This window comes from Clostridium autoethanogenum DSM 10061, from assembly GCF_001484725.1.
GTDB lineage: Bacteria > Bacillota > Clostridia > Clostridiales > Clostridiaceae > Clostridium_B > Clostridium_B ljungdahlii.
Genome location: NZ_CP012395.1, coordinates 628916 through 655461 on the forward strand (window position 1 = coordinate 628916; position 26546 = coordinate 655461).

The following is a 26546-nucleotide window of genomic DNA, read 5'->3' on the forward strand; positions in this document are numbered from 1 at the left end:
GTTCCCTATATTTTAAACAGAGAACCTGCTGTCAATATTATTTGTATATATCATATCCAAACCATTTAGTTGATAGTTTAGACATAGTTCCATCCTTTTTAAGGTCATCTAATGCCTTATTTAAAGCTTCTTCTAACTTTTTATCCTTCTTTTTTATACCTATTCCTATAGGTTCTTTTGTAAGTCTATCCTTCAAAATAACATAATTACTTTTATCTTTTGAAATATAATATTGTCCAACTTGAGCATCGCACACTACTGCATCAATTCTACCTATGTTAACTTCGTGGAAAGCTTCTGTTATCTTATCATATTTTTTAATTTCTTTTATTCCACTTACTTTTGCAGCAGCCTGTTCCCCTGTAGCCCCAAGTTGTACACCTACTATCTTACCTTTCAAATCATTTTTAGTTTTTATAGAACTATTTCCAGCTTTAGTTATTATTATTTGTCCACCATCAATATAAGGTCCTACGAAATCTATTTTCTTTTTTCTCTCATCAGTTATACTCATAGAAGCTAATATAACATCAAATTTTCCTGACTGCAGTGCTAGAACTATACCATTAAAATCCGTAACTACTATATTTAGCTTTACCCCTAATTTTTGAGCAAGTGCATTGCCTAAATCTATATCAAATCCAGACAATTTGTTCTTGTTATCTCTAAATTCCATAGGTGGATAGGAATCATCTAATCCTATAGTTAATTTACCTGCATCCTTAACTCTATTAAGGGAATTGTCCTGTTCTCCTGCATTAGTACCACATCCTGTAAAAAGTGTAAACACCATAATTGCACTTAACATTATCATACCTATTTTTTTCATATTTTTTGCCCCCTCATTTTTTATAATTATACATTTAATATTATAATTATGCAATAGTAATATTAAAAAATTGGGAAATAAAAAATATATATTTCACTTAATATATTTTCTTAGGAATAAATGCTATACTGTATTTCATAGGTATATTATTTTTTAGCAAAGGTTTCTTTTTAGTTATTTGATTTATCTCTTCTAAAGTTTTTGCAGTAAATACAATCTTTCCGCCCCTTTTACTATTGTAAATACCACCACATATTAAATATTTATTTGAATTTATATTGAAATTATTTACTTTAGTTTTCTTATATAATTCTTCAGATTTATCTCCCTTATAATTTATACTTACAAATATATTATAATTACTCATTTTACCTCCTAAGATTGATAATTATTAATTGATAAACAAAGTTCCAATCATTATGTTGTCCTAAAATCATTATACCGAACATATGTTTGTATGTCAAATATTATCTACTATAATTATATTTTATATTGGAGATTTAATGCCTAGAATGCAAATCTTACATTAATTAAAAAAATTATAAAAATATTCCTTTACGTGAGTTAACTTAAAGACTAGAATCGTTATATTAATATAAAATTAAAAATTATTATCAAAATTACTTGTTTTTATATCAAATACTACTTGAATTTTGGATAAAATACTTTTTATAATATATAATATAATGACAATAAATTTAAGGAGAGATTAGATGTCTTTTATAAAAGAATTTTTTTCAAAAGAATCCACAAAACGAGTACTTTTTTTCGCTTGTATAATACTAGTGATTTATTGGTCTAAATCTATAATGGATTTGTTCCTGCTAACCTTTTTATTTTCCTATATAATGAATAGTCTTCAGAATTTTCTGTTGAAATACATTAAAAACGTTACTGCGACAAAAGAAAAAATTACAACAATTATTTTATATTCGCTGTTGTTTTTACTTATTGTATTATTAGTTGTAAATTATATTCCTCAACTAATAAATCAAACAAAATATATGATAAATCATGCTTCCCAATTTCAAATACATCCTACTAGTACTAATTCCCATTTAGACATATTCCAAAAATATTTAGTAAGTATGCTAGGGCAAATAGACATAAAAAGTTACTTGAGATCTGGTTTCAATATATCACTTCAACTAGCAACAAATGTAGGAAAATGGAGTGTAAACATATTTATTTCTATAATGCTAAGTTTATTTTTCATACTTGGGAAACATAATATTATTGAATTCTTGAAAAAATTTAAAGACAGCAAAGTATCAGGGTTATATAATTACTTGTGCTTTTTCGGTAAAAACTTTTTAAATTCTTTTGGAAAAGTAATGCAAGCTCAGATTATTATAGCATTCTTTAATACCATTATATCTGTTATAATGCTTTCCATTATGAATTTTCCACAATTAGTTACTCTTGGATTTATGATATTCATACTCAGCTTAATTCCTGTAGCAGGAGTTATAATATCACTTATTCCTCTTTCTATGGTTGCCTTCAGTATAGGTGGATTTACAAAAGTTATATACGTACTAATTATGGTTGCTATAATTCATGTTATTGAAAGTTATGTTTTAAATCCGAAATTAATGTCTTCAAAAGTAAAACTTCCTATATTCTTTACATTTATAATACTTATAGTTTCAGAACATATAATGGGTGCCTGGGGATTTCTCATAGGTATTCCGCTCTTTATGTTTATACTTGATCTTTTAGATGTAAAAATTCACGATTAATAAAATACAGCTTCAAAGTAAAAAATAAACTTATACTTCAGATATTTTTATAAACACAAGCTCGTTAAATATTCTTGCTTATTATAAAAATATTCCTTCGTATAAGTTTATTTTTAGTTAAAAGCCATATCTAAAATTTGTAATTTGAAACTTATTAAATCAAATCCTAATCATCCATAACTATTAATTCTTAATTATTAATTATTAACTGTATCTATTTAAACTATAGTTATGCTATCTCCATCGGATATCCATCCTTCTTCAATAACTCTTGTAAATATACCTTCTCTTGGCATAATACAATCTCCTACCTGCTGTCGTATAGCACATCCTTTATGACATTCCTTACCTATCTGTGTTACTTCCATAAGTACTTCACCTATTTTAAGTCTAGTACCTACAGGAAGTTCATAAAGCACAATACCTTCTGTAGTAAGATTTTCTGCAAATTTACCGCTAGATAAATTTGCAACCCCCTGTGCTGTCATTTTATCTATACTTTCTTGCGCAAGTAAACTAACTTGCCTATGCCATTTTCCTGCATGAGCATCATTTTCAAGACCATTATCTTTTTTAAAGAACCCTCTACCTATAGGTTTTTTTATTTCACCTTTTTTTTCACTTATGTTTACTGAAATAACCTTGGCCATAGTTTTCCTCCTAACTATATAAAATCAATTAAAATTCTCTCTTAAATATACCTGATTTTCCCCCACTTTTTTCAAGAAGCATAATATCGGATATTACCATTCCCCTGTCAACAGCCTTGCACATATCGTATATAGTGAGCGCTGCTGTACTAACTGCCGTTAATGCCTCCATCTCCACTCCTGTCTTTCCCACAATTTTCGTTGAAGCTTCAATGTCAACTTTATTTTTTTCAAAGTCCAATACAAACTTTATGTCACATCCAGATATATTTAATGGGTGGCACATGGGAATTAAACTTGAAGTATTTTTTGCAGCCATTATTCCTGCTACCTGGGCTACAGAAAGCACATCTCCCTTTTTTGCCTTTCCCTGTGCAATTATATCTAAAGTTTCCCTTTTCATGTATATGGAAGCTGCAGCCACTGCTTTTCTTTCAGTATTACCTTTTTCACTTACATCTACCATTTTAGCTCTGCCTTGATCGTTTATATGAGTAAGTTCCATAAATCTGTCCTCCTTTGTTTAAGTTATCTAGCACATTCAGAATCCCAACCCATGAGTATGTCAATTCCATGCGGAAGTGCCGGCAATATAAATTGAAGGTTTTCTACAGCACCCTTTGGACTTCCTGGAAGATTTACAATTAAAGTTTTCTTTCTTATTCCGCTAACTGCCCTAGACAACATTGCCTTTGGAGTTACACTTAATGATTTCATTCTCATTGCCTCAGCAATTCCTGGCACATTTTTATCTATAACTTCTAAAGTTGCCTCTGGTGTTACATCTCTCACAGAAAATCCAGTTCCTCCATTAGTAAGAATTAAATTTAACTTCAAGTCGTCACAGATATAACACAATTGTTTTTTTATCTCTTCTATTTCATCTGGTATAACTTTATAATACTCAACTTTATATTGGGATTTATCTAACATATTTTCTATAGCAGGGCCCGTTTTATCTTCTCGCTTCCCCTGGGATCCCTTGTCACTCATCGTAATTATCGCTGTATTTATCATATGCTAACCTTTATTAAAAGGTTTTCAACTCCTTTCATTTAAAAACTGCACTAAGCAGTTTTTAACATATTTTACTTTTTAACTTCATCATATTCTACATCTATAACCTTTTTATTAGAGAAATTAAATGGGTCTTCTTTATCGTCAACCATATTATTCATATTTTCCATTTTAGATGAGGTATTTTTCTTACTTTTAAAATATTTTTTTATTTTTACAAATGCAAATAATACAGTCCCAGCTACCACAACAAAAGGCACTATTCTTACTAAAATAAAAGCTACCACTAATACCAACAATACTTTCCAAATCACCGGAAAACTTTTATTTACAAAATCCATATTATTTCCTCTCTTCCTCCATTTATTAGTATAACTCAATTATAACATATAATTTAAGATAGTAAAAAATAATTTAAATAAATTATTTTTTACTATCTCTTTCGAATGTTTTTTATTTTATAAACTAATTCCTTCAAATCAACATATACCAAAACTACTAAACTTATAGGTATAATAAATATAAATATAGTAAAAATAAACTGTAATATACTTTTAATTATCATATATCATTTTTCGCTCTAAATTATATATCTATAAATACTATGCTTAAAGTTCGTTTCATATACTAAATAAATTTAACTAATTTGCTTTTTGCTGATCAAATGTTTTTATTAAATTGTGATTCTGAAGTTCATCACAGTATTCTAATTCCTTAGTATAGTCTTCTTTTTCCTTTTTAAGTGCATCCGTTTCTGAAATTTTATTTCCTGTTGCTAAATCATAATAAGTATTTGTCCAAGACACATATAAATTTTTTCCATCTATAAATGAACCATTTCTAAAAACAACTTTTCCACTGTCCCCATTTAACATATCCTTACCAAACATATAGTTTTTAGGCAAATTATATAAGTTTGCTAAAGTAGGATATAAATCCATCTGACAGGTGTACTTATGGTTAACTCCTGCATACTTATCTTCTGGAAAATGAATTAGTAAAGGTACTTTTTGGTATTTAAACCAAGTATAATCATCATTTTTGCTTTCATTCTCAAAACTAAAAAGCTGACTTTCATTATCCTTTGGTATAGCAAAGTGATCTCCATACAGTGCCACAATAGAATTTTTCATCATTCCTTCTTTTTCCATCTTATCTAAAAACTCTCCAAGCTGTGCATCTGTATAATGTATCGCTTGTAAGTAATTGCCAAGAAGAGTGCCTTTATATTGACCTACGTCAAAACTTCCATACTTATCCACAGCATCATAAGGATAGTGACTGGTTAGTGTTACTAAGAAAGAATAATACGGCTGTTTAAAAGTCTTCATCTTTTCAAGGGACTGATTTAAAAATGACTTATCACTAATTCCAAGTCCTATCTGTTCACTTGCATCAAAGCTGTGCTCTCCAAAAAAGTCATCAAAATCCTGAGCTTTATACATCACATTTCTATTCCAGAATCCTTCAGTATTACCATGAAGGGCTGCAGTATAATAATTTTTATCTTTTAGTTCACTTGCTATAGAGTCATATTTATTTCCACTATAAGTATAGTAAGCTGCTCCTGACTGTGCAGGATACAGTGAATTATTTGACATAAGCTCTGCATCAGAAGTGTTTCCCCCTGCAACTTGATAATAGTAATTATCAAAATACATGCACTTATTTACCCATCTATTCAAATTTGGTGTTATTTCTTGTCCATTTATTTTTTGATTTATAACAAACCCCTGAAGCGCTTCTACCTGAATTACTATTAAATTTTTTCCTTCAGCTTGGCCTTTAAAATTAGTTTCTCCTGTAGTATTATTATTGTTTTGTAAAAAAGTTTTTACCTTATTTTCTTCATCTGTAGATAATTTTTTTGAATTTTTAAGACTAGTACTTATATAGTTATATGAATCTACGATATGGAAATTCACATTTCCTATCATTGTAGTTAAATATATTCTGTTGCTCATGGCAGTTAAAAGCGTAGGTTGTTCTTTAGATACCCTATAAAATGTTTTTGCATTGATACCTACTCCTACTGCCAAAATTACTATGAAGCTCACCAGTCTTCTTCTCATAGGCACTATACCGAACTCTGCTTTTTTATACTTTCTCTTTAAAGGTACTAAAATAAGTATATCTACCAGATACCACAAATCTTTAACACTAGCTACACTAGTTACACTTGCAGACACCCCTTTTAACAGCTTAGCATTTTTTATAGCTGCTACCGTAGTAATGTCCTTAAAGTATCTATAGTACATCAAATCTGCTATAAGTATTAAACTTAGTATTATATCTACTGTATATAAAAAACTTATTCTGCTCTTCTTTTTAAGAATTAGTGAAAAACTTATCAATATCAATATAGAAGCAGCTATTGCAAGTCTTACAGACATTGGTACAAAGCTAGATGAGATATTTTTTTCATAAGATAATAACTTCCAAAAAATTATAATAAAAAATAAAATTATATCTGCATTATCAAATAGTAAACTAATTACAAGATTAAATGGTCTGCTGTTTCTTATATCTGCTGCAAAGTCAAATAATTTACTATTTTTTATATCCGTAATCTTCATTTTTTCTCCTTTATATAATCGAATATTTTTTAATTTACAAAGAGAATTTTACAGTATATAAGTGACACTTGCATGGCAAGGATGTTAACAAATTATTAATAAATCGTTAACATCCTTAAACTTTACATATAACAAAATAAAATTTTATACCATTGTCTGTGTTTTTAACACCATATTTATATCCATGAAGTATCAATATATTCTTCACTATAGCAAGGCCTATCCCCGTACCACCTAACTTTCTATTTCTTGATTTATCTAGTTTGTAGAAGTTACCCCAAATTTTCCCTAGTTCTTCTTCTGGTATACCCTTTCCTGTGTTTTCTACAGACACAATAGTTTTATCAGACTCTTCTTCAATAGCAAAAGTTATAATTCCTCCTTCATAAGTATTTTTTATAGCGTTAGTTGTAAAATTGGTTATTACCTGTTCCATTTTATCCCAATCTGCGCAAATTTTAGTTTTTGTTATAATGTTGCAATTTATGGTTATACCCTTATCCTTTATGACTTTATAAAACCTCCTTATTACACATTCTATAAGATCATCTATAAAAAACTCCTCTTTAGAAAGTTTCATGGTTCCAGATTCAAGATGGGATAAGTTTAACATATCTGATACTAAATTTGCCATCTTATTACTCTCATCTATTATGATATCAATGTATTGATCTCTTTCACTTTCTTGAAATATTCCATCTTTTAACCCTTCTGCATATCCTCCTATTAGATTTATTGGAGTTTTAAGTTCATGGGAAACTGCAGCTATAAATTCCTTTCTAGCCTTATCTATATTTCTTTCTTTTTCTATATCCTTTTCCAGTTTCTCATTAGCTGCATTAACTGAAGTTAGCGCTTTATCTAAATTGTATGATAAGAAATTTAAAGTACTTGCCAAATTTCCTATTTCATCTTCATTTTTAATATTGCACTTTTCAGAGAAATCAAGTGCTGCCATTTTCTTTGCAGTGTCATTTAACTTTACTAAGGGCTTTGAAACCATATTAGTATACATTAAACACAATATCAAAATTAAAACTATGGCACCTATATAAAAATAAAAGTAAAATTCCTTTATTACTGAAGATGCTTCATTTACAGGCTGCAAGGATGTAATTGAAAATATTATCTCCATATTTTTTTTATTAGGTACAACTGTTAATATATTTTTTGTACCATTAATTTTCTTTTCGGTAATTACAGTTACAGACCTGTTATCTCTTTTTACTTGCTCTAATAAATCAGAATTCATAGTCCAATTTACTATAATATCATTTATAGCTTTTATTCTAACTTTATCATAGCTTTGGTCTTCCAGTTTTGTTATAAATTTTATTTTTCCACTTCTATCCATTATAACTATTTTAGCATTATTATTCTGTTCAAATCTTCTAATTAAATTAGCTAACTTATCTTCATCATTTGTCTTATTGTAAAGCGTTCTAAACTTTTCAACCTGATTCAGCATGTTACTTTCTTTTTTATTTATGTAAAATTTTCCAAAAAATAGCATTTGAAATGTTAATGTACTGCTTATAAAGATTATAAATACCAGAGCCGTTATTATAAACAATTTCCATGTTATATTTTTTCTTATTCTAGTAACAATTTTGTTTTCACTTATGATATGACTTATTTTCATTGCTTTTTTACCTCAAATTTATAACCTACTCCTCTAACAGTGGCTATTAAATAGGATTTAACTCCTAGTTTTTCTCTAAGCCTCTTCACATGAGTATCTACCGTTCTAAGATCTCCATAGTAGTCTATTCCCCAAATTGCATCTAAAATTTTTTCTCTACTTAAAACTATATCCTTATTTTTTATTAAATAACAAAGTAATTCAAATTCCTTTGGAGAAAGATATACATTTTCATCATCTACTTTAACCTCATGACCTTCTCTATTTATGTAGAGTCCATCATAACTATTTTGCTTATTCTGATTTTCTTCCTCAGAATAAGTTCTTTTCAAAAGTGCCTTTATTTTGGCTACCAATACTTTCGGACTTACTGGCTTAGTTACATAACTATCTGTCCCAAGTTGAAATCCTAAAAGCTGCTCCTCATCCTCAGCTCTAGCTGTAAGCATAATTATAGGCACATTAGAAATTTTTCTAAGTTCTTTACATGCTGTCCATCCATCCATTACAGGCATCATTATATCCAGCACTACTAAGTCTACATGATTTTCATTAAATTTTTCTAATGCTTCCTGACCATTTCCTGCTGGAATCATATTCAATCCTTCACTTTTTAAATAAGCTTCTATGAGAAACCTCATTCTCTCTTCATCATCTACCATTAAAATAGTCTTGTTCATTTAAATATCTCCTAAAATATATTATTTTTATATTAAGCTAATTTCTTATATGTCAAAGTTGAGTTATTAATATAGATTTTAAATACTATTAATTTCTAAAACCGTACATAATTATAATATAATTCTATATTATAATTTACACAACAATATATTTAAAGATATTTAAAGAAGTTTAGAAGTTTTCTAACTTAAAAATCAGCTTATACTTTGGATATTTTCTACAGTATTCAGCTTGTTAAATATTTTGATAAGGCTAATCAAAATATTTAAAAAAGCTTCATTATTGTAAAAAATATTCTTGCATATAAGCTGATTTTTTAAGTTCCAAAACCCATAGATATAAAATTTCTAATTGAAATTTAAACTTATACATAAAATGTAATGACAAAATTGAAAAGTTTTTATATCATTAAAATTTGTCATTACATGATTTGTATAAGTTAACTTTCAAGCTGCAAACTTTATAAGTCCAATTTATTTTCTATAAGATATGCTGTAGCGTAGAATAATCCTATAAGTACTGCTACAGATACAAAAATTGAGACTATATTAATGTCAATCCCATTAGCTACTACGTTATTTGGATCAACAGAAGGTATATCTAAATTCAATACTTTTAGTTTAAATGTCTGAGGAAACGCCTCAGAAAAAATTTCAGCTATTTTTCCCTGTGCTATACATAAAATTACAAATATGATGAAAGATCCAAGCTTACCAAATTTTCTATTCTTTATTGCTACTTTACTTAAAGTTATGGAAATATATACTGTAAGCAAAAAGGTAACGTATATAACTAAAATGGCCAAAAAAGTAAATAATGCAAATTTAGGATTTATATTTTTTATAAATTGTATAAAACTTATTTTTATATCAATTACCCCACCTTGAACAACTTTAAATATTTGAATCCACATAGCTGTAAAAATAAATATAACAAATTGTACTACAACCATTTGTATAAGAGCTGTAACAATTTTATTCATCAATATATTTTTTCCACTCTTAGGAAGAGTAAAAAGTAAAATGGAAGTATCTTCACGTATATCCCTGCTAAATAATTTTACATTCCATATGACAACTATAATTTCTGCTGCAAATCCTATGGCCATATTTAAAGCTAATATTGATCCTGAATTCCAAACATTTACTCTAGTAAATAATGCTACATTTAAAATTACTATAGCAGATATCATAATCAAAAAATCCTTAAAATATCCTTGAAGGTCATATTTTACTAACTTAAACATTATTTAAATACCTCCCTGTATATTTCATCTATTGACATTTTTCTCTCATTTCTAAGTTCTTCTGCATTCCCAAAGAGTACTATTTTTCCTTCAGATATAAAAGCCACATCATCAAACAATCTCTCAATATCGCTAACAAGATGTGTTGTTATAAGTACAGAACTGTTTTCTGTATAATTTTCAAGTATTGCATCTAGTATTTTTTCTCTAGTTGTAGGATCCACTCCCCCTAAAGGTTCATCTAGTATATAGAGTTTTGCCTTTCTTGAAAGTACTAAACTTAAATATAATTTCTCACTCATTCCCTTTGATAAAGTCTTAACTTTACTATCTGGATCCAAATTCATAAACTTTAACATGTCCTGTGCTTTATCTCCATCAAAATCTGCATACATGTCTTTAAAAAAATTAACTGCATCTTCTATTCTCATCCACTTAAAAAGATAATCCTTATCCGGCAAATAAGATACTTCAGCTTTTGTTTTTGTGCCAGGCTTATTTCCATTTATAAGTATTTCACCTGAACTCTGCCTTAATATTCCTGCTGCAATCTTCAAAAAAGTAGTTTTACCACTTCCATTAGGACCTAATAATCCTGTTATTTTTCCTTTTTGGATTTCTAAATTCAGCCCATCTAAAGCTTGTTTTCTAAAATAAAGTTTTTTTAAATCTGTGCTTTTAAGCAGCGGTTCCATATCTATTTACCTCCCTGTACTTTTTCTTCTACAATCTTTATTATCTCATCTGAAGAAAATCCTAGTTCCTTCATTCCTATTATAAAACTATATATAATCTTCTGAGCCATTTCTTCTTTTAATTTTTCTACCATAGATATATCCTCCTTTATAAAAGTACCCGTTCCTCTTTGCTTATAAGCAATATCATTTCTCTCTAATTCTTGATAAGCCCTTTGAATAGTATTGGGATTTACTTTAAGTTTTGAGGACATTTCCCTTACAGAAAGCAGTTTATCTCCTGGCTTCAATTCTTCTTTTACTATTTTTCTCTTTACAATATCTATTATCTGCATATATATTGGTACATTGGAATCAAATTCAACATCCATTTTATCACCTCCACAAGTAGCTCATCTAGTGTACTGATATAATAATACACTAGTTTAGTAATAGAGTCAATATATTTATTTAAATAACTAAAATAATCCCTAAATTTTTTGCATTAATACAAATACTTTAGGGATGCTTTTTAATCTAATATTTAATTTTTTAAAAGGTAAACTTACATCACAGTATTATATAAAGAGAATATCATCATTAACCATATATGATATAGACCCTAATTTATGTTTAGGAAATACAATTGATTTTATTCTTATCCCATCTACGTCTACTACATCACCATCTTTAAGTTTTTTGTATTTTTCATTTTCATCACTTTTACAAGAAAACATGCCTTTTCCTGATTTTTTTAAAGAAGTTTCAGCAGAAAAATAGATATCAGCATTTTTAAACAATTTAATACATCCTGCATGATAAAAACTAGGGTAAGTTAAAAATACATGAGATACAGATTTAGGCTCAATATTTATTTTCTTTAATTCCCGATTTACAACGGAAGGTATAAATCCTGTATCAAAACATATAGTTGTTCTGAAATCAGAATATATAAAAAAATTAGAAATGAGTGATCTTACCACATATATATTACCAGTTATCTGTTGAGTTTTACTTAATTTAAACAACATACATCTTTCCCCACTTCCATGTATATCTTTCTTTTAAATAGTAAAATATATTCTTTTTATATCATTTCCCTATTTTATTAGTTTATACACTTCTATGATCTAGCATAAATTAAGATATTAGGTTAAAAATAAAATGAAGATATACAACACTTAAAATATTTTTAATTAGGAGGTATATAAATTGAAAAAGTTATTATATATAACTGCAAATACAAAACCAGAAGATTTGTCTGTCAGCAAAACTGTGGGTAGAAGTTTTGTAAAAGAATTCTTATCGAAAAATGCAGATTATATGGTAGAAGAACTGGATCTATACAATGAAAATATTCCTGAAATAAATCATAGAATATTTAAAGGCAGGGCCGAATTAGTTTCAGGAAATGATTACAATACCCTATCAGATGAAGATAAAAAAATAGTAGACAGAATAAATGAACTATGCAATCAATTTTTAAGTGCAGATACTTATGTTATCGCAGCTCCTATGTGGAGTGTAAGCTATCCAGCAAGGCTTAAATCCTATTTAGATTGTATTATAATAAATAACAGATTAATTAAAATTTCTGAAGAAGACATAAAAGGTCTTTTAGATGATAAAAAAAGAAACATGGTCTATATTCAATCTTCAGCAGCAGTATATCCTAAAATATTTAATTCCAAGTTTAATCATGCCATTGATTATTTTAGAGATGTATTTAAATTTTTAGGAGTGAATAAATTTGACTATATACTGGTAGAAGGCACTGAAGACTCTTCTGTAGGTAAAGCAAAAGCCATAGGAAATGTCCAAAACAATATAAAAAGTGTGGTAAATAAATTTACTGAAAATATTCCTCTAATGGATAGAATGTAAACAGATCTCTAAAGGGCTTATACACTAATTAATTAGTACATAAGCCCTTTACATATATACATGTTTTTAAACAGTAGAAAATTGATAGTTATGAAAAATGCATTGACTATTTCCGTTTACAGATGTAATATTAAATTACAAATTACACGTGTAAACAGAAATGGAAGGAGCATATATTCATGAAGGAAACATCAAGCATTTCAGATGCAGAACTTACTATTATGAAAATAATATGGAAAAATCCCAATATAACTGCAAATAAAATTATAGAACAACTATCAGATAAAACTAAGTGGAAGCCTAATACTGTAAAAACATTAATAAATAGATTATTAAAAAAAAATGTAATTGGCTTTAACAAGGAAGGAAAAGAATATTTCTATTATGCTGTAGTTCAGGAAGAAAGCTATATAAATGCAGAAAGCAATTCTTTTTTGAATAAAATATTTAATGGCTCCGTCATCTCAATGGTATTGAATTTTGTTGATAATAAAAAATTATCTAAAAATGAAATTAAAGAACTGAAAGATATTTTAAATAAAAATCGTGAGTAAGGGGTGCTTATATGTCAACTTTAATGAAATCTATTTTTACAGCATCACTTAATGGAAGCATATTAGTTATACTAATACTTTTAATAAAAAACCTGCTAAAAGAAAGGTTAAAAGCTGAATTTCACTACATTCTATGGTTTCTTTTAATAATAAAACTTATTATTCCCTATGGACCTGAAAGCAATTTAAGCATATTTAATATATATAATTCTGTATCAGAAAAAAACTCAACTGTATCCAGTAAATATTATTTAAAAACAAGTAATACATCTAAAAATAAACTTAAAGATTCCAATGTTCCTGTTAATCTAAGCAAAAATAAAAATATAGAGAGTTCAAATAAAAAAATAAATTATAAAAGCATACTGTTTTTTATATGGCTAATAGGAATGGTATTTTTTATAGCTAATACATTATATGAAATTAGAAAAGTTCAACTTATAAAGAAAAATGCAATAAGTAATAAGTCTTCTAATTTTAATAATATATTGAACAACTGCCTAAATATAATGAACATAAATAAAAGTGTATCTTTAATCTACCCATATAAATCAATCGGTCCCTGTTTATGTGGATTAATTAAACCTACAATATTTATTCCACAAAATATTATAGAAAATATTTCAGAAGATGAATTTAAACATATTATAATACATGAACTCTGTCACTTAAAGAGAAAAGATTTACTTATTAACTGGATTATAATAATCTTAAATACTGTTTACTGGTTCAACCCAATAATACGATATGGTTTTTATAAAATGAAACAGGATTGTGAAACATCCTGTGATGCTTATGCCATTAGGTATTTAGGCATAGATAGAAATATAAATTATGGAAACACAATCATAAAAATATTGCAATTAGAAAATCATACCCCTTCGTTAATTACTTCAGCTCCTATGGCTGTAAATAATTCAGAAATCAAAAGGAGAATTACTATGATATCAAAACATAAAAAGAATTCTTTAAAAAACATAATATGTGGAATTTTAGTTATTGCTGCTGTTACCACAATAGGTTTAACAAGTGGTATTTCTAAGGCAAACCCAAATAGTGATAACTTAAATTCTAAACCCTACTATGAAAGCATTATGGATTACTTAATAAATTCTGTCAAAGGTCACAGCTCTCTGTACAACATGAATTCTAATGAAAATAATAATTTTACAAGCAATAACTCGCTAGGTTTTAATGGTACAGGTGAATTTCAATTTAAGGAATTGAATTTTATAGGCTATAAAAAATACTGGAGTTCTAATTTTGAAAATAATATATTTGCCGCTGAATTTGATTTATTTAATGGAATGGAATCCTATAAAATAACTTCTAGTAAACCTACTTATAGTATAAAAATAAATACAGATATAAAAAAAGGAAGTGTGGCTATAAGTATTTACAATAATAAAAAAGTACTATTTGAAAAAGCAAACCCAACAGACAAAACCATAACAATTTCAAAAGAAGATGCTAAAAATATTAAACTTCAATGTATAGGAGTAAAAGCTAGTGGTAATATTAGGTTTGAACTAAACTAACAGCATCAATAAATCATATTACTTAGTGAGAGAAGCTGTTATATAATGAATATTTATTCACTATACAACAGCTTCTCTAATAATTCACATGAACTAGCCAAAACTTTATATTTTTATCACTCCACCCAAGATCCCAGGGGACTCTATTTCTATCTGTGTTATGACAGCTTACAAGAGAATATCCTTTAGAATCCGCACCTGTTACTACTGAAATATGAGTTATATCTCCCTTTTTTTCATAAGCTACAAAATCTCCTGGAAGTAGCTTATATGAAGCTTTATATACTTTCTCATAACTTCCATGAGCTATTAGGGAGGCTCTTCCACTGTATATCATGTAATCTTTAAATCCACCTGCATTTATCCAGGAAGCAGTAGCTCCAGTCTTATCATAATTCCAGCTAGAGGTTTTCCTAAATTTGCTACCCTCGTGAAGTATTTGAGATGCAAAATTCGCACAATCTCCTCCCTGGGAATTATAATTTCTATACTTTCTATTATAGCTATATCCATACTCTTTTTCCGACGCTATACCACAGTACTTATCTGCATATTCCACTGCTCCTTTTCTCCTATCTCCTATATTTGAAAAATCTCTTTTATTCTGAGACTGTATATATTGATTTACATTGTCAACTTTAAGATTATTCAAATTCAAGGAATCCGCAAAAGGATCTTTATACCATTCTTTAGTAATTATCCACCCTTCACTTCTCTTTGCAATATTAAGTATATGAGAAGTACCAATTCTAAATTTATTAATAAGTTTAGGATCATTTTCATATATATAGCTATATTCTGTGGAACATATTAAATTTACAGAATACTTATTATCTTTACCTCTAATTCTTTTAATCATTATATCAGGTGAAATTTGAATAAATTTTACATTCTGTTTTTCCTCCCAATTTTTAAGATATTTCATCTTTTTTTCTTCATGTTCATAAGCCCAAGTCCCATACCTGGTATTTTTATCATAATTACCTTCTATTAATTTTAAATCTCCATTTAATATAGCTTTATTTCTATTTTCAAATATGTTTTGTATAGAATTTACAGCTTCTTCTTTTGAATCAGCCTCTTCACATTTAGCTCTATAAAATGGGAATATTAAAAATATAAATAAAATGATTATTGCAACTTGGTAAAGCCTTTTTTTTAGAGAATTTTTCATAGCCATACTCCTCGTATAATTAATTTGGTAACTACGTAGAACTTATTATATACTTTGCATAGTTATTATTCCCAATTAAAATAATAATCACTCTGTGAATTTCACCCAAGGCTTCATATTTATGACTACTTTAATTTTTCATCTATCTTTTGAATATATCCATTTACCAATTTATCATTATAAGGTGCCTGTGAATACCAAAATTTATTATTACTATTTTTTTGCCCAAAATATTTTGATTTTAAAATTATTTCTGGCCTGTATTCAAAATGCAGAATGTCAAAATGACTCCACTTTCCACCCCATACAAAACCATTTTTTTCAAATACATCTACAATTTCTTTTGGGTATTCCTGTATTCTCTTATCTCCTTCTTCTTTAGTCACCCATTTCCAGTAATCTCTCCTATCTCTAGCAAGATCAATAGCTATTCCAAAGGAATGTGGACTTAACAAGCTCGTTCCCGAAATACACCTGTAATTAAATGTACCACTGCTTGGAAACAAGGCCTTATAAACTTTTGGATTTCTCTGGGAAATAGGCATCAATTCTTTTACAGCACTTTCAAGAGATTTAGCGGCATTGTTATTTCCATTAAACTGAAATCTTCTATATCCCAAATTAGCCATTTTAAGATTAGACTCTATGGCCTTTCTATCGCAGCCATAAACTTCTTTTAAAAGGGGATATGTCCTAACTCTTCCAGGATCAAAATCTTTTTCCATTACTCCATTTATGGTACCTATGGGATAGGTTTGTTCCAGCATATCCTGTAGATCCGTATTATACATTTTTTTCTGGAAATTTTTACTATCCTTATCATCATATAAAATTCTTTTACCAGACTTTGTAACTACATATACCTTCCCATCATTACTTTTTTCGAGATCTGTAATATATTCTGGGTAGGCCATCATAAGACACAAAATATCCTGTTTCATTGTGGTATAATAATCATCTGTCAATGCCTTTACAGGGCTTACACATACACAAATCAATAATAGTGCTATTATAATTATCTTTTTTTTCATAATATAGACTCCTTGTCAATAAGTAAGTGATTCACACCAAATCGAAGATTTGGGTTCTAATTTGCGTAACTCCTTCTCCTTTCAGTCGAATGAATAAGTGATTCACACCAAATCAAAGATTTGGGTTCTAATTTAGGTAACTCTTTCTCCTTTCAGTCGAATGAATAAGTGATTCACACCAAATCAAAGATTTGGGTTCTAATTTAGGTAACTCTTTCTCCTTTCAGTCGAATGAATAAGTGATTCACACCAAATCAAAGATTTGGGTTCTCTACTTATATTATGTTGTTCATGGATTTACATTATGCATTCATATAGAAGCTGTAAAAAATAGGCTGACAATCTTCTAACGGTAAGAAGTTTAATAATATGATTTTACTGCGTTGACAGAACTGAACTGTCACTGTACTATACTTATTATAGAGTTTATCCGATTACTACCATTGCTAACACCCCCATCGCACACAGCGAAAGCGACTATCACCAAATCAAAGATTTGGGATATCTGCTTTTCTTCAAAGTGGGAAGATAAGCACTGCTACGCACCTGGATAAGTTCTTCCCCTAAAGGATAACGTATTCTAAGTGCTAAAGACACTAAGAATATTGTTAATAAGGTTCAGATGGATAAAATGTATTCCTTATAAGCAAACTCCACCTGAACCTAAGAATCACTTGATAATCGAAAGTTAAATTTATACACATAAATATATTTTAAGGAGGATATTTTATGCAATACAGAAAATTTTGTAAAGATGGTTTTAAAGTATCTACTTTAGGTTTTGGATGCATGAGACTTCCAATAATAAATAACGATCCTTCAAAAATTAATGAAAAAGAAGCACTAAAAATCATAAGGCATGCCATTGATAATGGTGTAAACTATTTAGATACAGCATATCCTTACCACGGCGGAAATAGTGAAGTTTTAGTAGGCAAAGTACTTAAAGACGGTTACAGAGAAAAAGTTAGAATTGCAACAAAAATGCCTGTATGGCTAGTAGAAAAATATGAAGATTTTGATAAATATTTGAATGAACAATTAGAAAGGCTTGATGTAGACTATATTGATTATTACCTGCTCCATGCTATGACCAAAGACAGAATGGATAAAATGGAAAACCTGGGTGTTTTTAAGTTTTTAAATAAAGCCCTAGAAGACGGTAAAATTAATCATGTAGGCTTTTCTTTCCATGACAATTTAATGGCTTTCAAACATATAATAAATCTATTTCCCTGGGAATTTTGCCAGATCCAATTTAATTATTTAGATGAGGATTACCAAGCAGGTATAGATGGACTGGAATATGCAGCCGATAAAGGTTTATCAGTAGTTGTGATGGAGCCTTTAAAAGGCGGACTTTTATCCGGTAATCTTCCAGAAGATATAAACAACATATTAAATAAATCAAAAATAAAAAAAAGTCCGGTTGACTGGGCTTTAAGCTGGGTACTAAATCATCCTGAAGTATCAGTATCACTAAGTGGAATGAATTCTTTAGAACAAGTAAATGAAAATATATCTATAGCATCAAAAACTCTTTCTAATTCAATTTCTGAGGAAGACATGGATTTAATAGAACAGGCAAAAGAAAAATTCAATGCCCTTATGAAAATAAAATGCACCCGCTGCGGATACTGTTCCCCTTGCAAGGTAGATTTAGATATTCCAAATATTTTTTCTATGTATAATAATTACTTTATGTATAAAAGTAAAGAATCTATATTTAATAAGTATAATAATATGCCAAAAAAATCAAAGGCATCTTCCTGCATATCCTGTGGAAAATGTGAGGATAATTGCCCGCAACATCTTCCAATCAGGACACTTTTAAGGCAGGTTAAGTCTACCTTTGAAGAGAAATAGTGCTGACAAATTTCATTACCATAAAAACTTTTAATAAGTCTTAGTAAAAATTTTATAAAAAACTAAGAACTTTTGAATTGTTTGAGGTACGAGTTTTCAAAAGTTCTTAGTCTTTTTTTATTTTTTATTTAGACCTATCAAAATATTTAATGGGCTGAAGGTTGTAAAAACATCCGAAGTATAAATTTATTTTTTGTTTAGAAACTCCATATAAGCATTTGAAAAATTCTTTAACTTCTAATTGCTGGTTCCTGCAAATATTCACCCATAGTTCTGTATTCTATATTTTCTTTATTTTTCTCTGTCAAAATAGCATTAATGTAGGCATTTGCTGTATCCAAGCATGTAAATACTATTTTATCATGAGCTAAAGCTGTATGTCTGAGTATAAAACCTTGCCTTGTAGTGTTATATCCTTGAGTAGCTGTATTTATAACTACATCTATTTTCTTATCTTTTATATATTCCACTGCAGTATCTAAATCAAGCTCACTGCATTTTACTCCATTTTCACTTAAAAACTTATAAGTTCCGCTGGATGCACTTATGCTAAATCCAAGTTCTCCATATTTTTTGATTACATTTAGTGAAGTTTTTTTATCTATATCATTTACAGAAGCATAGAGATTTCCTTCTTGCAGTATCTTAACTCCTGAAGCTTTGAATGCTTTATATATAGCCTTGTCTTTATCAAAATCCACTCCTAAGACTTCTCCTGTAGATTTCATTTCAGGGCCTAGTGCCACATCTACGCCAGATAACTTTTTGTTGGAAAATATAGGCATTTTGACTGCATAAATATTGCTGTACTTATACATATCCTGTTTATAGTGAAAATCTTTTATTTTTTTACCTAACATAACTTCTACAGCTATTTCTACCATTGGAATATTAGTAACTTTACTCAAAATAGGTACAGTTCTAGATGCTCTTGGATTTACTTCTATTACATACACCTTATCTCCGTCAAAAGCATATTGAACATTTAAAAGTCCTTTAACATTCAACTTTTTGGCAATCTTTACTGTATAATCTTCTATTTTTTTAAGTACATTCTCCGGTAAATCTGACGCTGGATATACTGCTATACTGTCCCCAGAATGTACCCCTGTTTTCTCTATATGCTCCATTATTCCCGGAATTATTAAATCTTCCCCATCTGATATGGCATCTACTTCTATTTCTTTTCCAACTATATATTTGTCTACAAGGACAGGATGTTCCTTAGATAAATTTACAGCGTCCTTTAAATACTTACACAGCTCTTCATAATTGTAGACAACCTTCATTGCTCTACCGCCTATTACATAAGATGGTCTAACGATAACAGGATACCCTATTTCAGCTACTAAGTTATCCGCTTCTTCAAGACTTGTTACAGATCCACCTACAGGTGAATTTATGTCAAGTTCTTTAAGAAGTACTCTAAATTTTTCCCTGTCTTCTGCCAAATCTATAGATTCAAAGGATGTGCCAAGTAAATTTACTCCCCTGTCATTTAACTTTTTAGATAAGTTAAGTGCGGTCTGTCCTCCAAATTGTACTATAACTCCATCCACCTTTTCCTCATTTATTACATTCATAACGTCATCTATATAAAGTGGTTCAAAGTACAGCTTATCTGAAATATCAAAATCGGTACTTACTGTCTCTGGATTATTATTTATTATAATGGCTTCATATCCTGCTTTTTTTATGGCCCAAACACCGTTAACACAGCAGTAATCGAACTCTATTCCCTGTCCTATTCTAATAGGTCCTGAACCTATTACAAGTATTTTCTTATTATTTGAAACAACATTGTCACTTTCTAAATCATAACAAGAATAATAGTAGGAAGTTTTTGCTTCAAATTCTCCGCTGCAGGTATCTACCATTTTATAAACGGATTTTATACCATTTACTTCTCTAAGTTTCTTTAAATCTTCTAATTTCATACCTATTAATTTGCAAATATATTCATCTGTAAATCCCATGATTTCAGCTTTTTGAATGGTTTCAACATTTGGCACATTGCTTGTCAATTCATTTTCCATATTCACTATATTTTCTATTCCACCTAAGAACCATTCATCTATTTTAGTTAATTCATGAAGCTCATCTATAGTCATTCCCTTTCTAAGAGCTTCTGCTAAAGCAAAAAGTCTTTCATCATCCTGGTTATTTATCTTTTCTATTATTTCATCTTTGCTCATATTTTCAAGTTTATCTAATTTCAGCCCTATTATTTTTCCCTCTAAGCTTATAACTGCTTTTAAAAGAGCACTTTCAAAACTCCTATCTATAGCCATAACTTCTCCTGTAGCTTTCATCTGAGTTTTTAAAGTTCTGTTTGCAGTTTTAAATTTATCAAAAGGCCACTTAGGCATTTTAACTACACAATAATCTAGAGCTGGTTCAAACAGTGCACTGGAATTTCCCGTAACATAATTTTTAAGTTCATCTAAAGTGTATCCAAGAGCAATTTTAGCTGCAATTTTAGCTATAGGATATCCTGCTGCTTTTGAAGCCAGTGCACTGGATCTGCTTACTCTAGGATTTACTTCTATAACCATGTACCTATTACTATTAGGATCTAATGCAAATTGAATATTGCATCCACCTTCTATTTTTAGGGTCCTTATTATCTTTATGGCAGACCTTCTAAGCATCTGGTACTCTCTATCATTAAGTGTCTGAGATGGAGCTACTACTATGCTATCCCCTGTGTGTATTCCCACAGGGTCCAAATTTTCCATATTACAAACTACCATACAGTTGTCCTTTTTATCTCTCATTATTTCATATTCTAGTTCTTTCCATCCAGCTAGACTTTGTTCAAGAAGTATTTGATTTATAGGACTCTCTTCCAATCCATTTTCACATATTTCCATATATTCTTCATAAGTGCTTGCAATACCACCTCCAGTTCCCCCTAAGGTATATGCAGGTCTTATTATAATTGGAAGGCTGACTTTATTTAAAAACTTTTTACATTCTTCTAGATTTGTGGCAATTTCACTTACAGCTATAGGTTCATCTATTTCATTCATTAGATTTTTAAAGCTTTCCCTATCTTCCGCATTCTTTATGGATTCAGTTTTTATTCCAAGAAGTTCTACATTATACTTTTTAAATACCCCAATTTCATTAAGCTCCATGGCCAAATTCAAGGCAGTCTGTCCACCAAATCCAGCTAAAACTCCATCTGGTTTTTCCCTTCCTATTATTGCCTCCAGCGATTCAACAGTTAAAGGTTCTATATAAGTCTTATCTGCAATATTTTTATCAGTCATTATAGTAGCAGGATTACTATTTACCAGAACAGTTTGTATTCCCTCTTTTTTTATAGCCTCACAGGCCTGTGTTCCCGAGTAATCAAATTCCGCAGCCTGACCTATTATTATAGGACCTGATCCTATTATCAAAACCTTTTTCAAGTTTTCTCTTAACGGCATTATATCACTTCTCCTTCTAGTTATTTCTTTCAAAATGCCTTATTTATACTAAAGTCATTAATCTCAAAAATTTATCAAATAAATAGTCTGTATCAGTAGGTCCCGGTGATCCTTCAGGGTGAAATTGTGCTGAAAATATAGGCAGCGTTTTATGTTTAATTCCCTCTACTGTATGGTCATTTAAATTAAAATGAGTTACTTCAATACTGTCTTTATTTAAACTTTCTCTTTTAACTGCATAGCCATGATTTTGAGACGTTATAAAAGCTTTATCTATATCCTTATCATATACACCATGATTCCCACCTCTATGGCCAAACTTCATCTTATAGGTATCTCCTCCAAGTGCAAGTGATAATAATTGGTGTCCAAGGCATATTCCGAATATAGGTAAATTACCTATTAACTTTTTTATAGTACCCATTATCTCTCCTAAATCCTTAGGATCTCCAGGGCCATTACTTAAAAGTATGCCTTTAGGATTTATACTCATTATACTTTCATAAGAAGCATTGTAAGGAAATATTGTTATATCACAATCTCTATCCTTCAAATTTTCAATAATGTTCTTTTTGCTTCCAAAATCTAAAAGTGCAACTTTAGGCCCATTTCCTGAAATATACTTTATGGAGTTTGTACTTACTTGAGATACTAAATTTTTATTTTCATAAGAATTTAGCATTCTTTTTATTTCACTTATAGATTCATTTTCACTGCATATTACACACTTCATAGTTCCACTTGATCTTATCTTTTTGGTTATACTTCGTGTATCTATACCACTTATACCTACGACTTTATTTTCCTTTAAAAAATTTTCAAAACTATTTTCACTCAAATAGTGGGATGTATTATTATACATATTTTTTATTACCATACCTTTAGCCTGTATATCATCAGATTGGCTAAAATTATAGTTAATCCCGTAGTTACCAATATAAGGATAACACATTGTTATTATCTGTCCCCTATAGGATGGATCTGTAAGTATTTCTTGATATCCTGTCATAGAGGTATTAAAAACCAACTCTCCTGCCGTTATTGCTTTGTGTCCTATGGCTTTTCCCATAAATACAGTTCCATCCTCTAAATACAATATGGAATTCATTTTATTCCTTCTTTCTAAATATTACTTAAAGTTGCCACCATAACAGCCTTTATAGTATGAAGCCTGTTTTCAGCTTCATCAAACACTATGGAATGAGGTCCTTCAAATACTTCTTCAGTTACCTCTAGTGCTTCATACCCAAACTTTTTATATATTTCTTCCCCTACTTTAGTTTCCGTATTGTGAAAAGCTGGGAGACAATGCATAAACTTAACATTTTCATTTTTACAAGCCTCTATAAGTTTGCTGTTTATTTGATATGGCATTAAAGTTTCTATTCTCTTTTTCCAAAGTTCTTTTTCTTCTCCCATGGAAAGCCATACATCAGTATAAAGGACATCTGCTCCTTCTACAGCTTTATACAAATCCTCAGTAATTGTAATAGTGCCTCCACTTTCCTCGGCTACTTTTTTACACTCTTTAACTAGCTCCTCTTCTGGGAAAAGCTCTTTAGGTGCTGCTATTTTAAAGTTCATTCCAACTTTTGAAGCACCTATCATAAGGGCATTTGCCATGTTATTTCTTCCATCTCCGATGTAAACAAAATTTACATCTTTTAAAGGTTTAGCTATGTGTTCTTCTATAGTCAGAAAGTCCGCTAAAACCTGGGTTGGATGATCTTCATCTGAAAGTCCATTCCATACAGGTACTTTTGAATATTCTGCCAATATCTCCATATCTCTTTGAGAAAATCCCCTGTATTCTATGCCATGAAACATTCTACCCATTACTCTAGCCGTATCTTTCACAGATTCTTTTTTACCCATATGACTTCCCTGGGCACCTATATAAACTACATTTGCACCCTCATCATAAGCACTGACCTCAAAGGAACATCTTGTTCTCAGGGAATCTTTTTCAAATATAAGGGCAATATTTTTCCCTTGCAATCTCTTTTTTTCCGTTCCACTATATTTTTCTTCCTTTAACTTCTTTGCAAGATCAATAAAGTACTTTATCTCTTCCTTTGTAAAATCTTTTAATGTTAAAAAACTTTTACCCTTTAAATCTATCATTTTTCTTCCCCCTTAAAATCATTTTTTATAAATATAGGAAACAAATATTTCCTTAAGCTTTACTTTAAACATTAGAAATATCTTTATATTAATTCATTGATATTTTATAATTATACATTTATATTAATAATAATTCAATATAAATTTAAAATTTTTTATTTTGTATTGATTTGAAATACCTTAAAATACAAAGTTAAAAAAAATCTTCAATAGAAAATAACTATTGAAGATTTTTTAAATCTGAAGTAATTTATACATTTTGTATACATACAATTTTTTATTTTTAATGCACTAATGAAGTTCTACTACCCTATTTACCAAAGTTCCTATTTTTTCAATACTACATTCAACTATATCACCTTGTTTTAACACTTTAATTGGTGTAAATCCCATGCCAACTCCACTTGGTGTACCTGTTGATATAATATCACCAGTTTTTAATGTAATACCTTTAGACAAATCACTTATTATATAAGGTATATCAAAAATTAAATTCTTTGTATTAGATTTTTGCCTTACCTCTCCATTTACAGTGCAACTTATATCCAAATTAACGGGAAATGGTACTTCGGTTTTATGAATTATGTAAGGTCCCATAGGACAGAATGTATCCAAACTTTTTCCCTTAAACCACTGTATATGTTTTCCTTGAAGATCTCTTGCAGATACATCATTTATTATAGTATAGCCAAAAATATACTCTTCAGCATCCTCTTTTTTTATATTTTTGCCATCTTTGCCTATTATAACTGCAAGTTCAACTTCATAATCTACCTGATTTGTAATTTTTCTAGAAAATTCAATATTATCGACCGTTCCCACAGCTGGTGATGCTGCCTTTGTAAAATAAATTGGTACCTCTGGAATACCATTTCCAGCTATTCTAGTAATTTTTATTTCCCTAGCATGTTCTATATAATTTTTTCCAAGACAAAAAACATTTCTCCTTGGATATGGTATCGGAGCTTCAATTTTAATATTATTTATTGGTATAGTTTCTATGCCTTTCTTATCTATACACTCTTTAATTATATTCAATTTAGAATCATCCAGGTAATCTATAAGCTCCAGCATAGTTTTAGGTGGATTTTTCTCTCCCATATTTTTAAATATATTATCAAAATCTATGACAGAGTTATTCTTTAAAATTCCTATAGATTCTTTTTCTTTATACAGATATGTTAAAAACTTCATATTAACATCTCCCACTTATATTAAATCAATCTTAGTTGAACTTATATTATGCCCTTCCGCTGCAGCACATCCAGTTATTTTCCTCACATACATTTATAGATACATCTTCATAACCTGCATCTACAAAGAGCTGCTTTAACTGTTCTGGGGTGTGCATAGTCATTTTATCCATATATTCATCATTTTTTTCTTTAAACTTATCACTTATGTACATCTCATTTATTACTGTAAAAATTCCATTTGATTTTAAAACTCTTTTAACTTCTTTAAAGCTTTTTAATAAATCAGGCCAAAAATATATAGTCTCAACTGCAGTTACCACATTAAATTTATCATCTTCAAAAGGAAGTTTTTCTACATTTGCATTATATACTTCCACTCTTTTTTCATCTATAAGCTCTTTATTAAATTCTTTGGACCAGTTAACACAATCCATAGAATAATCTACACCTATAACCTTTCCCTTTTTTGCTATGTTAGCTAATCTATTTATAGTTCTTCCGCCTCCACAGCCAATATCCAAAATAATATCCTCTTGTTTAATGGAAATTTTATTGAGTCCCCAGGTGGTAACTTCAAAATGATCTTTGTTCATAGAACTAGCTATAAACTTACCTACTTCCCCTGTTGGTTTTCTACACTGATTTAATCTTCTAGAAAGTTCACTCATAATATATTTGCTGCTTG

The 26546-nt window shown here is 29.3% G+C and carries 25 protein-coding genes; 5 read left to right on the top strand and 20 right to left on the bottom strand.

All coding sequences use genetic code 11. From position 1 onward, the window contains the following. Positions 1 to 37 precede the first annotated feature (37 nt). Entirely contained in the window at positions 38 to 829 is a 792-nt protein-coding gene (locus CLAU_RS02670) for an ABC transporter substrate-binding protein (protein WP_013239149.1), read from the bottom strand. 97 nt (positions 830 to 926) lie between these two features. Beyond that, complete coding sequence (locus CLAU_RS02675; protein ID WP_013239150.1) at positions 927 to 1196, bottom strand: hypothetical protein; 270 nt, start codon at positions 1194 to 1196, stop codon at positions 927 to 929. A 346-nt stretch (positions 1197 to 1542) separates the two neighbouring features. Between CLAU_RS02675 and CLAU_RS02680 the strand changes: the two genes are divergently transcribed. Continuing rightward, positions 1543 to 2571, top strand: coding sequence for an AI-2E family transporter (locus CLAU_RS02680; protein WP_013239151.1), 1029 nt, complete (start codon positions 1543 to 1545; stop codon positions 2569 to 2571). A 218-nt stretch (positions 2572 to 2789) separates the two neighbouring features. Here the strand turns inward: CLAU_RS02680 and CLAU_RS02685 are convergent, their stop codons facing one another. The 11 genes from CLAU_RS02685 to CLAU_RS02735 form a co-directional block, all read right to left on the bottom strand. Further along, complete coding sequence (locus CLAU_RS02685) at positions 2790 to 3221, bottom strand: MOSC domain-containing protein (RefSeq protein WP_013239152.1); 432 nt, start codon at positions 3219 to 3221, stop codon at positions 2790 to 2792. Between the two features lie 28 nt (positions 3222 to 3249). Further along, positions 3250 to 3726, bottom strand: coding sequence for a cyclic pyranopterin monophosphate synthase MoaC (moaC, locus tag CLAU_RS02690; RefSeq protein WP_013239153.1), 477 nt, complete (start codon positions 3724 to 3726; stop codon positions 3250 to 3252). Between the two features lie 23 nt (positions 3727 to 3749). Beyond that, the gene (locus CLAU_RS02695; RefSeq protein WP_013239154.1) at positions 3750 to 4238 is read right to left on the bottom strand and encodes a MogA/MoaB family molybdenum cofactor biosynthesis protein; all 489 of its coding nucleotides are present in this window, start codon (positions 4236 to 4238) and stop codon (positions 3750 to 3752) included. A 71-nt stretch (positions 4239 to 4309) separates the two neighbouring features. Continuing rightward, the gene (locus tag CLAU_RS02700) at positions 4310 to 4579 is read right to left on the bottom strand and encodes a hypothetical protein (RefSeq protein WP_013239155.1); all 270 of its coding nucleotides are present in this window, start codon (positions 4577 to 4579) and stop codon (positions 4310 to 4312) included. A gap of 300 nt (positions 4580 to 4879) precedes the next feature. Continuing rightward, positions 4880 to 6814 (bottom strand): LTA synthase family protein, encoded by a 1935-nt coding sequence (locus CLAU_RS02705; protein ID WP_013239156.1) that lies wholly within the window; start codon positions 6812 to 6814, stop codon positions 4880 to 4882. A 115-nt stretch (positions 6815 to 6929) separates the two neighbouring features. Further along, on the bottom strand, positions 6930 to 8456 hold the full coding sequence (locus CLAU_RS02710) for a HAMP domain-containing sensor histidine kinase (protein ID WP_013239157.1): 1527 nt from the start codon (positions 8454 to 8456) through the stop codon (positions 6930 to 6932). Further along, positions 8453 to 9136 (bottom strand): response regulator transcription factor, encoded by a 684-nt coding sequence (locus CLAU_RS02715; RefSeq protein WP_013239158.1) that lies wholly within the window; start codon positions 9134 to 9136, stop codon positions 8453 to 8455. The genes CLAU_RS02710 and CLAU_RS02715 overlap by 4 nt, the downstream gene beginning before the upstream one ends. A gap of 461 nt (positions 9137 to 9597) precedes the next feature. After that, positions 9598 to 10383 (bottom strand): hypothetical protein, encoded by a 786-nt coding sequence (locus CLAU_RS02720; protein WP_013239159.1) that lies wholly within the window; start codon positions 10381 to 10383, stop codon positions 9598 to 9600. After that, positions 10383 to 11078, bottom strand: coding sequence for an ABC transporter ATP-binding protein (locus tag CLAU_RS02725; protein WP_013239160.1), 696 nt, complete (start codon positions 11076 to 11078; stop codon positions 10383 to 10385). The genes CLAU_RS02720 and CLAU_RS02725 overlap by 1 nt, the downstream gene beginning before the upstream one ends. A gap of 2 nt (positions 11079 to 11080) precedes the next feature. Next, complete coding sequence (locus tag CLAU_RS02730; protein ID WP_013239161.1) at positions 11081 to 11449, bottom strand: GntR family transcriptional regulator; 369 nt, start codon at positions 11447 to 11449, stop codon at positions 11081 to 11083. Between the two features lie 186 nt (positions 11450 to 11635). Then, entirely contained in the window at positions 11636 to 12088 is a 453-nt protein-coding gene (locus tag CLAU_RS02735) for an MBL fold metallo-hydrolase (RefSeq protein WP_013239162.1), read from the bottom strand. A 181-nt stretch (positions 12089 to 12269) separates the two neighbouring features. Here CLAU_RS02735 and CLAU_RS02740 point away from each other — a divergent pair, with 181 nt between their 5' ends. The 3 genes from CLAU_RS02740 to CLAU_RS02750 all read left to right on the top strand — a co-directional run bounded on the left by CLAU_RS02740 (position 12270) and on the right by CLAU_RS02750 (position 15033). Further along, a complete protein-coding gene (locus CLAU_RS02740; protein ID WP_013239163.1) occupies positions 12270 to 12941 on the top strand; it encodes an FMN-dependent NADH-azoreductase in 672 nt (223 codons plus the stop codon). 179 nt (positions 12942 to 13120) lie between these two features. Then, positions 13121 to 13495 (top strand): BlaI/MecI/CopY family transcriptional regulator, encoded by a 375-nt coding sequence (locus CLAU_RS02745; protein ID WP_013239164.1) that lies wholly within the window; start codon positions 13121 to 13123, stop codon positions 13493 to 13495. A gap of 11 nt (positions 13496 to 13506) precedes the next feature. Continuing rightward, positions 13507 to 15033: a M56 family metallopeptidase gene (locus CLAU_RS02750; protein ID WP_023161881.1), complete on the top strand. Its 1527-nt coding sequence runs from the start codon at positions 13507 to 13509 to the stop codon at positions 15031 to 15033. Positions 15034 to 15109: 76 nt separating this feature from the next. Here CLAU_RS02750 and CLAU_RS02755 read toward each other — a convergent pair whose 3' ends face one another. Together CLAU_RS02755 and CLAU_RS02760 are read right to left on the bottom strand one after the other, a co-directional pair. Continuing rightward, the gene (locus tag CLAU_RS02755; protein WP_013239166.1) at positions 15110 to 16207 is read right to left on the bottom strand and encodes an amidase domain-containing protein; all 1098 of its coding nucleotides are present in this window, start codon (positions 16205 to 16207) and stop codon (positions 15110 to 15112) included. Positions 16208 to 16332: 125 nt separating this feature from the next. After that, positions 16333 to 17238, bottom strand: a complete 906-nt coding sequence (locus tag CLAU_RS02760; protein WP_023161882.1) for a M15 family metallopeptidase — start codon at positions 17236 to 17238, stop codon at positions 16333 to 16335. Between the two features lie 729 nt (positions 17239 to 17967). On the opposite strand from CLAU_RS02760, the gene CLAU_RS02765 reads away from it, so the two are divergent. Next, on the top strand, positions 17968 to 19104 hold the full coding sequence (locus CLAU_RS02765) for an aldo/keto reductase (RefSeq protein ID WP_023161883.1): 1137 nt from the start codon (positions 17968 to 17970) through the stop codon (positions 19102 to 19104). Between the two features lie 230 nt (positions 19105 to 19334). Here the strand turns inward: CLAU_RS02765 and carB are convergent, their stop codons facing one another. The 5 genes from carB to CLAU_RS02790 form a co-directional block, all read right to left on the bottom strand. After that, positions 19335 to 22541 carry a carbamoyl-phosphate synthase (glutamine-hydrolyzing) large subunit gene (carB, locus tag CLAU_RS02770; protein WP_023161884.1) on the bottom strand — a complete coding sequence of 1069 codons (3207 nt, stop codon included), beginning with the start codon at positions 22539 to 22541 and terminating at the stop codon, positions 19335 to 19337. Positions 22542 to 22584: 43 nt separating this feature from the next. After that, the gene (gene carA, locus CLAU_RS02775; protein ID WP_023161885.1) at positions 22585 to 23649 is read right to left on the bottom strand and encodes a glutamine-hydrolyzing carbamoyl-phosphate synthase small subunit; all 1065 of its coding nucleotides are present in this window, start codon (positions 23647 to 23649) and stop codon (positions 22585 to 22587) included. Between the two features lie 14 nt (positions 23650 to 23663). Next, the gene (gene argF, locus CLAU_RS02780; protein ID WP_023161886.1) at positions 23664 to 24665 is read right to left on the bottom strand and encodes an ornithine carbamoyltransferase; all 1002 of its coding nucleotides are present in this window, start codon (positions 24663 to 24665) and stop codon (positions 23664 to 23666) included. Between the two features lie 291 nt (positions 24666 to 24956). Beyond that, complete coding sequence (locus CLAU_RS02785; RefSeq protein WP_013239172.1) at positions 24957 to 25859, bottom strand: fumarylacetoacetate hydrolase family protein; 903 nt, start codon at positions 25857 to 25859, stop codon at positions 24957 to 24959. Positions 25860 to 25905: 46 nt separating this feature from the next. Continuing rightward, positions 25906 to 26529, bottom strand: a complete 624-nt coding sequence (locus CLAU_RS02790; RefSeq protein WP_013239173.1) for a class I SAM-dependent methyltransferase — start codon at positions 26527 to 26529, stop codon at positions 25906 to 25908. Positions 26530 to 26546 lie beyond the last annotated feature (17 nt).

Bases quoted from the DNA above. Each gene is read 5' to 3' on its own strand.
- carA (WP_023161885.1), bottom strand. From the start codon at position 23,649: ATGAATTCCATATTGTATTTAGAGGATGGAACTGTATTTATGGGAAAA.
- CLAU_RS02675 (WP_013239150.1), bottom strand. From the start codon at position 1,196: ATGAGTAATTATAATATATTTGTAAGTATAAATTATAAGGGAGATAAA.
- CLAU_RS02705 (WP_013239156.1), bottom strand. From the start codon at position 6,814: ATGAAGATTACGGATATAAAAAATAGTAAATTATTTGACTTTGCAGCA.
- CLAU_RS02695 (WP_013239154.1), bottom strand. From the start codon at position 4,238: ATGATAAATACAGCGATAATTACGATGAGTGACAAGGGATCCCAGGGG.
- CLAU_RS02685 (WP_013239152.1), bottom strand. From the start codon at position 3,221: ATGGCCAAGGTTATTTCAGTAAACATAAGTGAAAAAAAAGGTGAAATA.
- CLAU_RS02710 (WP_013239157.1), bottom strand. From the start codon at position 8,456: ATGAAAATAAGTCATATCATAAGTGAAAACAAAATTGTTACTAGAATA.
- CLAU_RS02750 (WP_023161881.1), top strand. From the start codon at position 13,507: ATGTCAACTTTAATGAAATCTATTTTTACAGCATCACTTAATGGAAGC.
- argF (WP_023161886.1), bottom strand. From the start codon at position 24,665: ATGATAGATTTAAAGGGTAAAAGTTTTTTAACATTAAAAGATTTTACA.
- CLAU_RS02765 (WP_023161883.1), top strand. From the start codon at position 17,968: ATGCAATACAGAAAATTTTGTAAAGATGGTTTTAAAGTATCTACTTTA.
- moaC (WP_013239153.1), bottom strand. From the start codon at position 3,726: ATGGAACTTACTCATATAAACGATCAAGGCAGAGCTAAAATGGTAGAT.
- CLAU_RS02735 (WP_013239162.1), bottom strand. From the start codon at position 12,088: ATGTTGTTTAAATTAAGTAAAACTCAACAGATAACTGGTAATATATAT.
- CLAU_RS02715 (WP_013239158.1), bottom strand. From the start codon at position 9,136: ATGAACAAGACTATTTTAATGGTAGATGATGAAGAGAGAATGAGGTTT.
- CLAU_RS02725 (WP_013239160.1), bottom strand. From the start codon at position 11,078: ATGGAACCGCTGCTTAAAAGCACAGATTTAAAAAAACTTTATTTTAGA.
- CLAU_RS02760 (WP_023161882.1), bottom strand. From the start codon at position 17,238: ATGAAAAAAAAGATAATTATAATAGCACTATTATTGATTTGTGTATGT.
- CLAU_RS02785 (WP_013239172.1), bottom strand. From the start codon at position 25,859: ATGAAGTTTTTAACATATCTGTATAAAGAAAAAGAATCTATAGGAATT.
- CLAU_RS02755 (WP_013239166.1), bottom strand. From the start codon at position 16,207: ATGAAAAATTCTCTAAAAAAAAGGCTTTACCAAGTTGCAATAATCATT.
- CLAU_RS02670 (WP_013239149.1), bottom strand. From the start codon at position 829: ATGAAAAAAATAGGTATGATAATGTTAAGTGCAATTATGGTGTTTACA.
- CLAU_RS02790 (WP_013239173.1), bottom strand. From the start codon at position 26,529: ATGAGTGAACTTTCTAGAAGATTAAATCAGTGTAGAAAACCAACAGGG.
- CLAU_RS02700 (WP_013239155.1), bottom strand. From the start codon at position 4,579: ATGGATTTTGTAAATAAAAGTTTTCCGGTGATTTGGAAAGTATTGTTG.
- CLAU_RS02720 (WP_013239159.1), bottom strand. From the start codon at position 10,383: ATGTTTAAGTTAGTAAAATATGACCTTCAAGGATATTTTAAGGATTTT.
- CLAU_RS02730 (WP_013239161.1), bottom strand. From the start codon at position 11,449: ATGGATGTTGAATTTGATTCCAATGTACCAATATATATGCAGATAATA.
- carB (WP_023161884.1), bottom strand. From the start codon at position 22,541: ATGCCGTTAAGAGAAAACTTGAAAAAGGTTTTGATAATAGGATCAGGT.
- CLAU_RS02680 (WP_013239151.1), top strand. From the start codon at position 1,543: ATGTCTTTTATAAAAGAATTTTTTTCAAAAGAATCCACAAAACGAGTA.
- CLAU_RS02745 (WP_013239164.1), top strand. From the start codon at position 13,121: ATGAAGGAAACATCAAGCATTTCAGATGCAGAACTTACTATTATGAAA.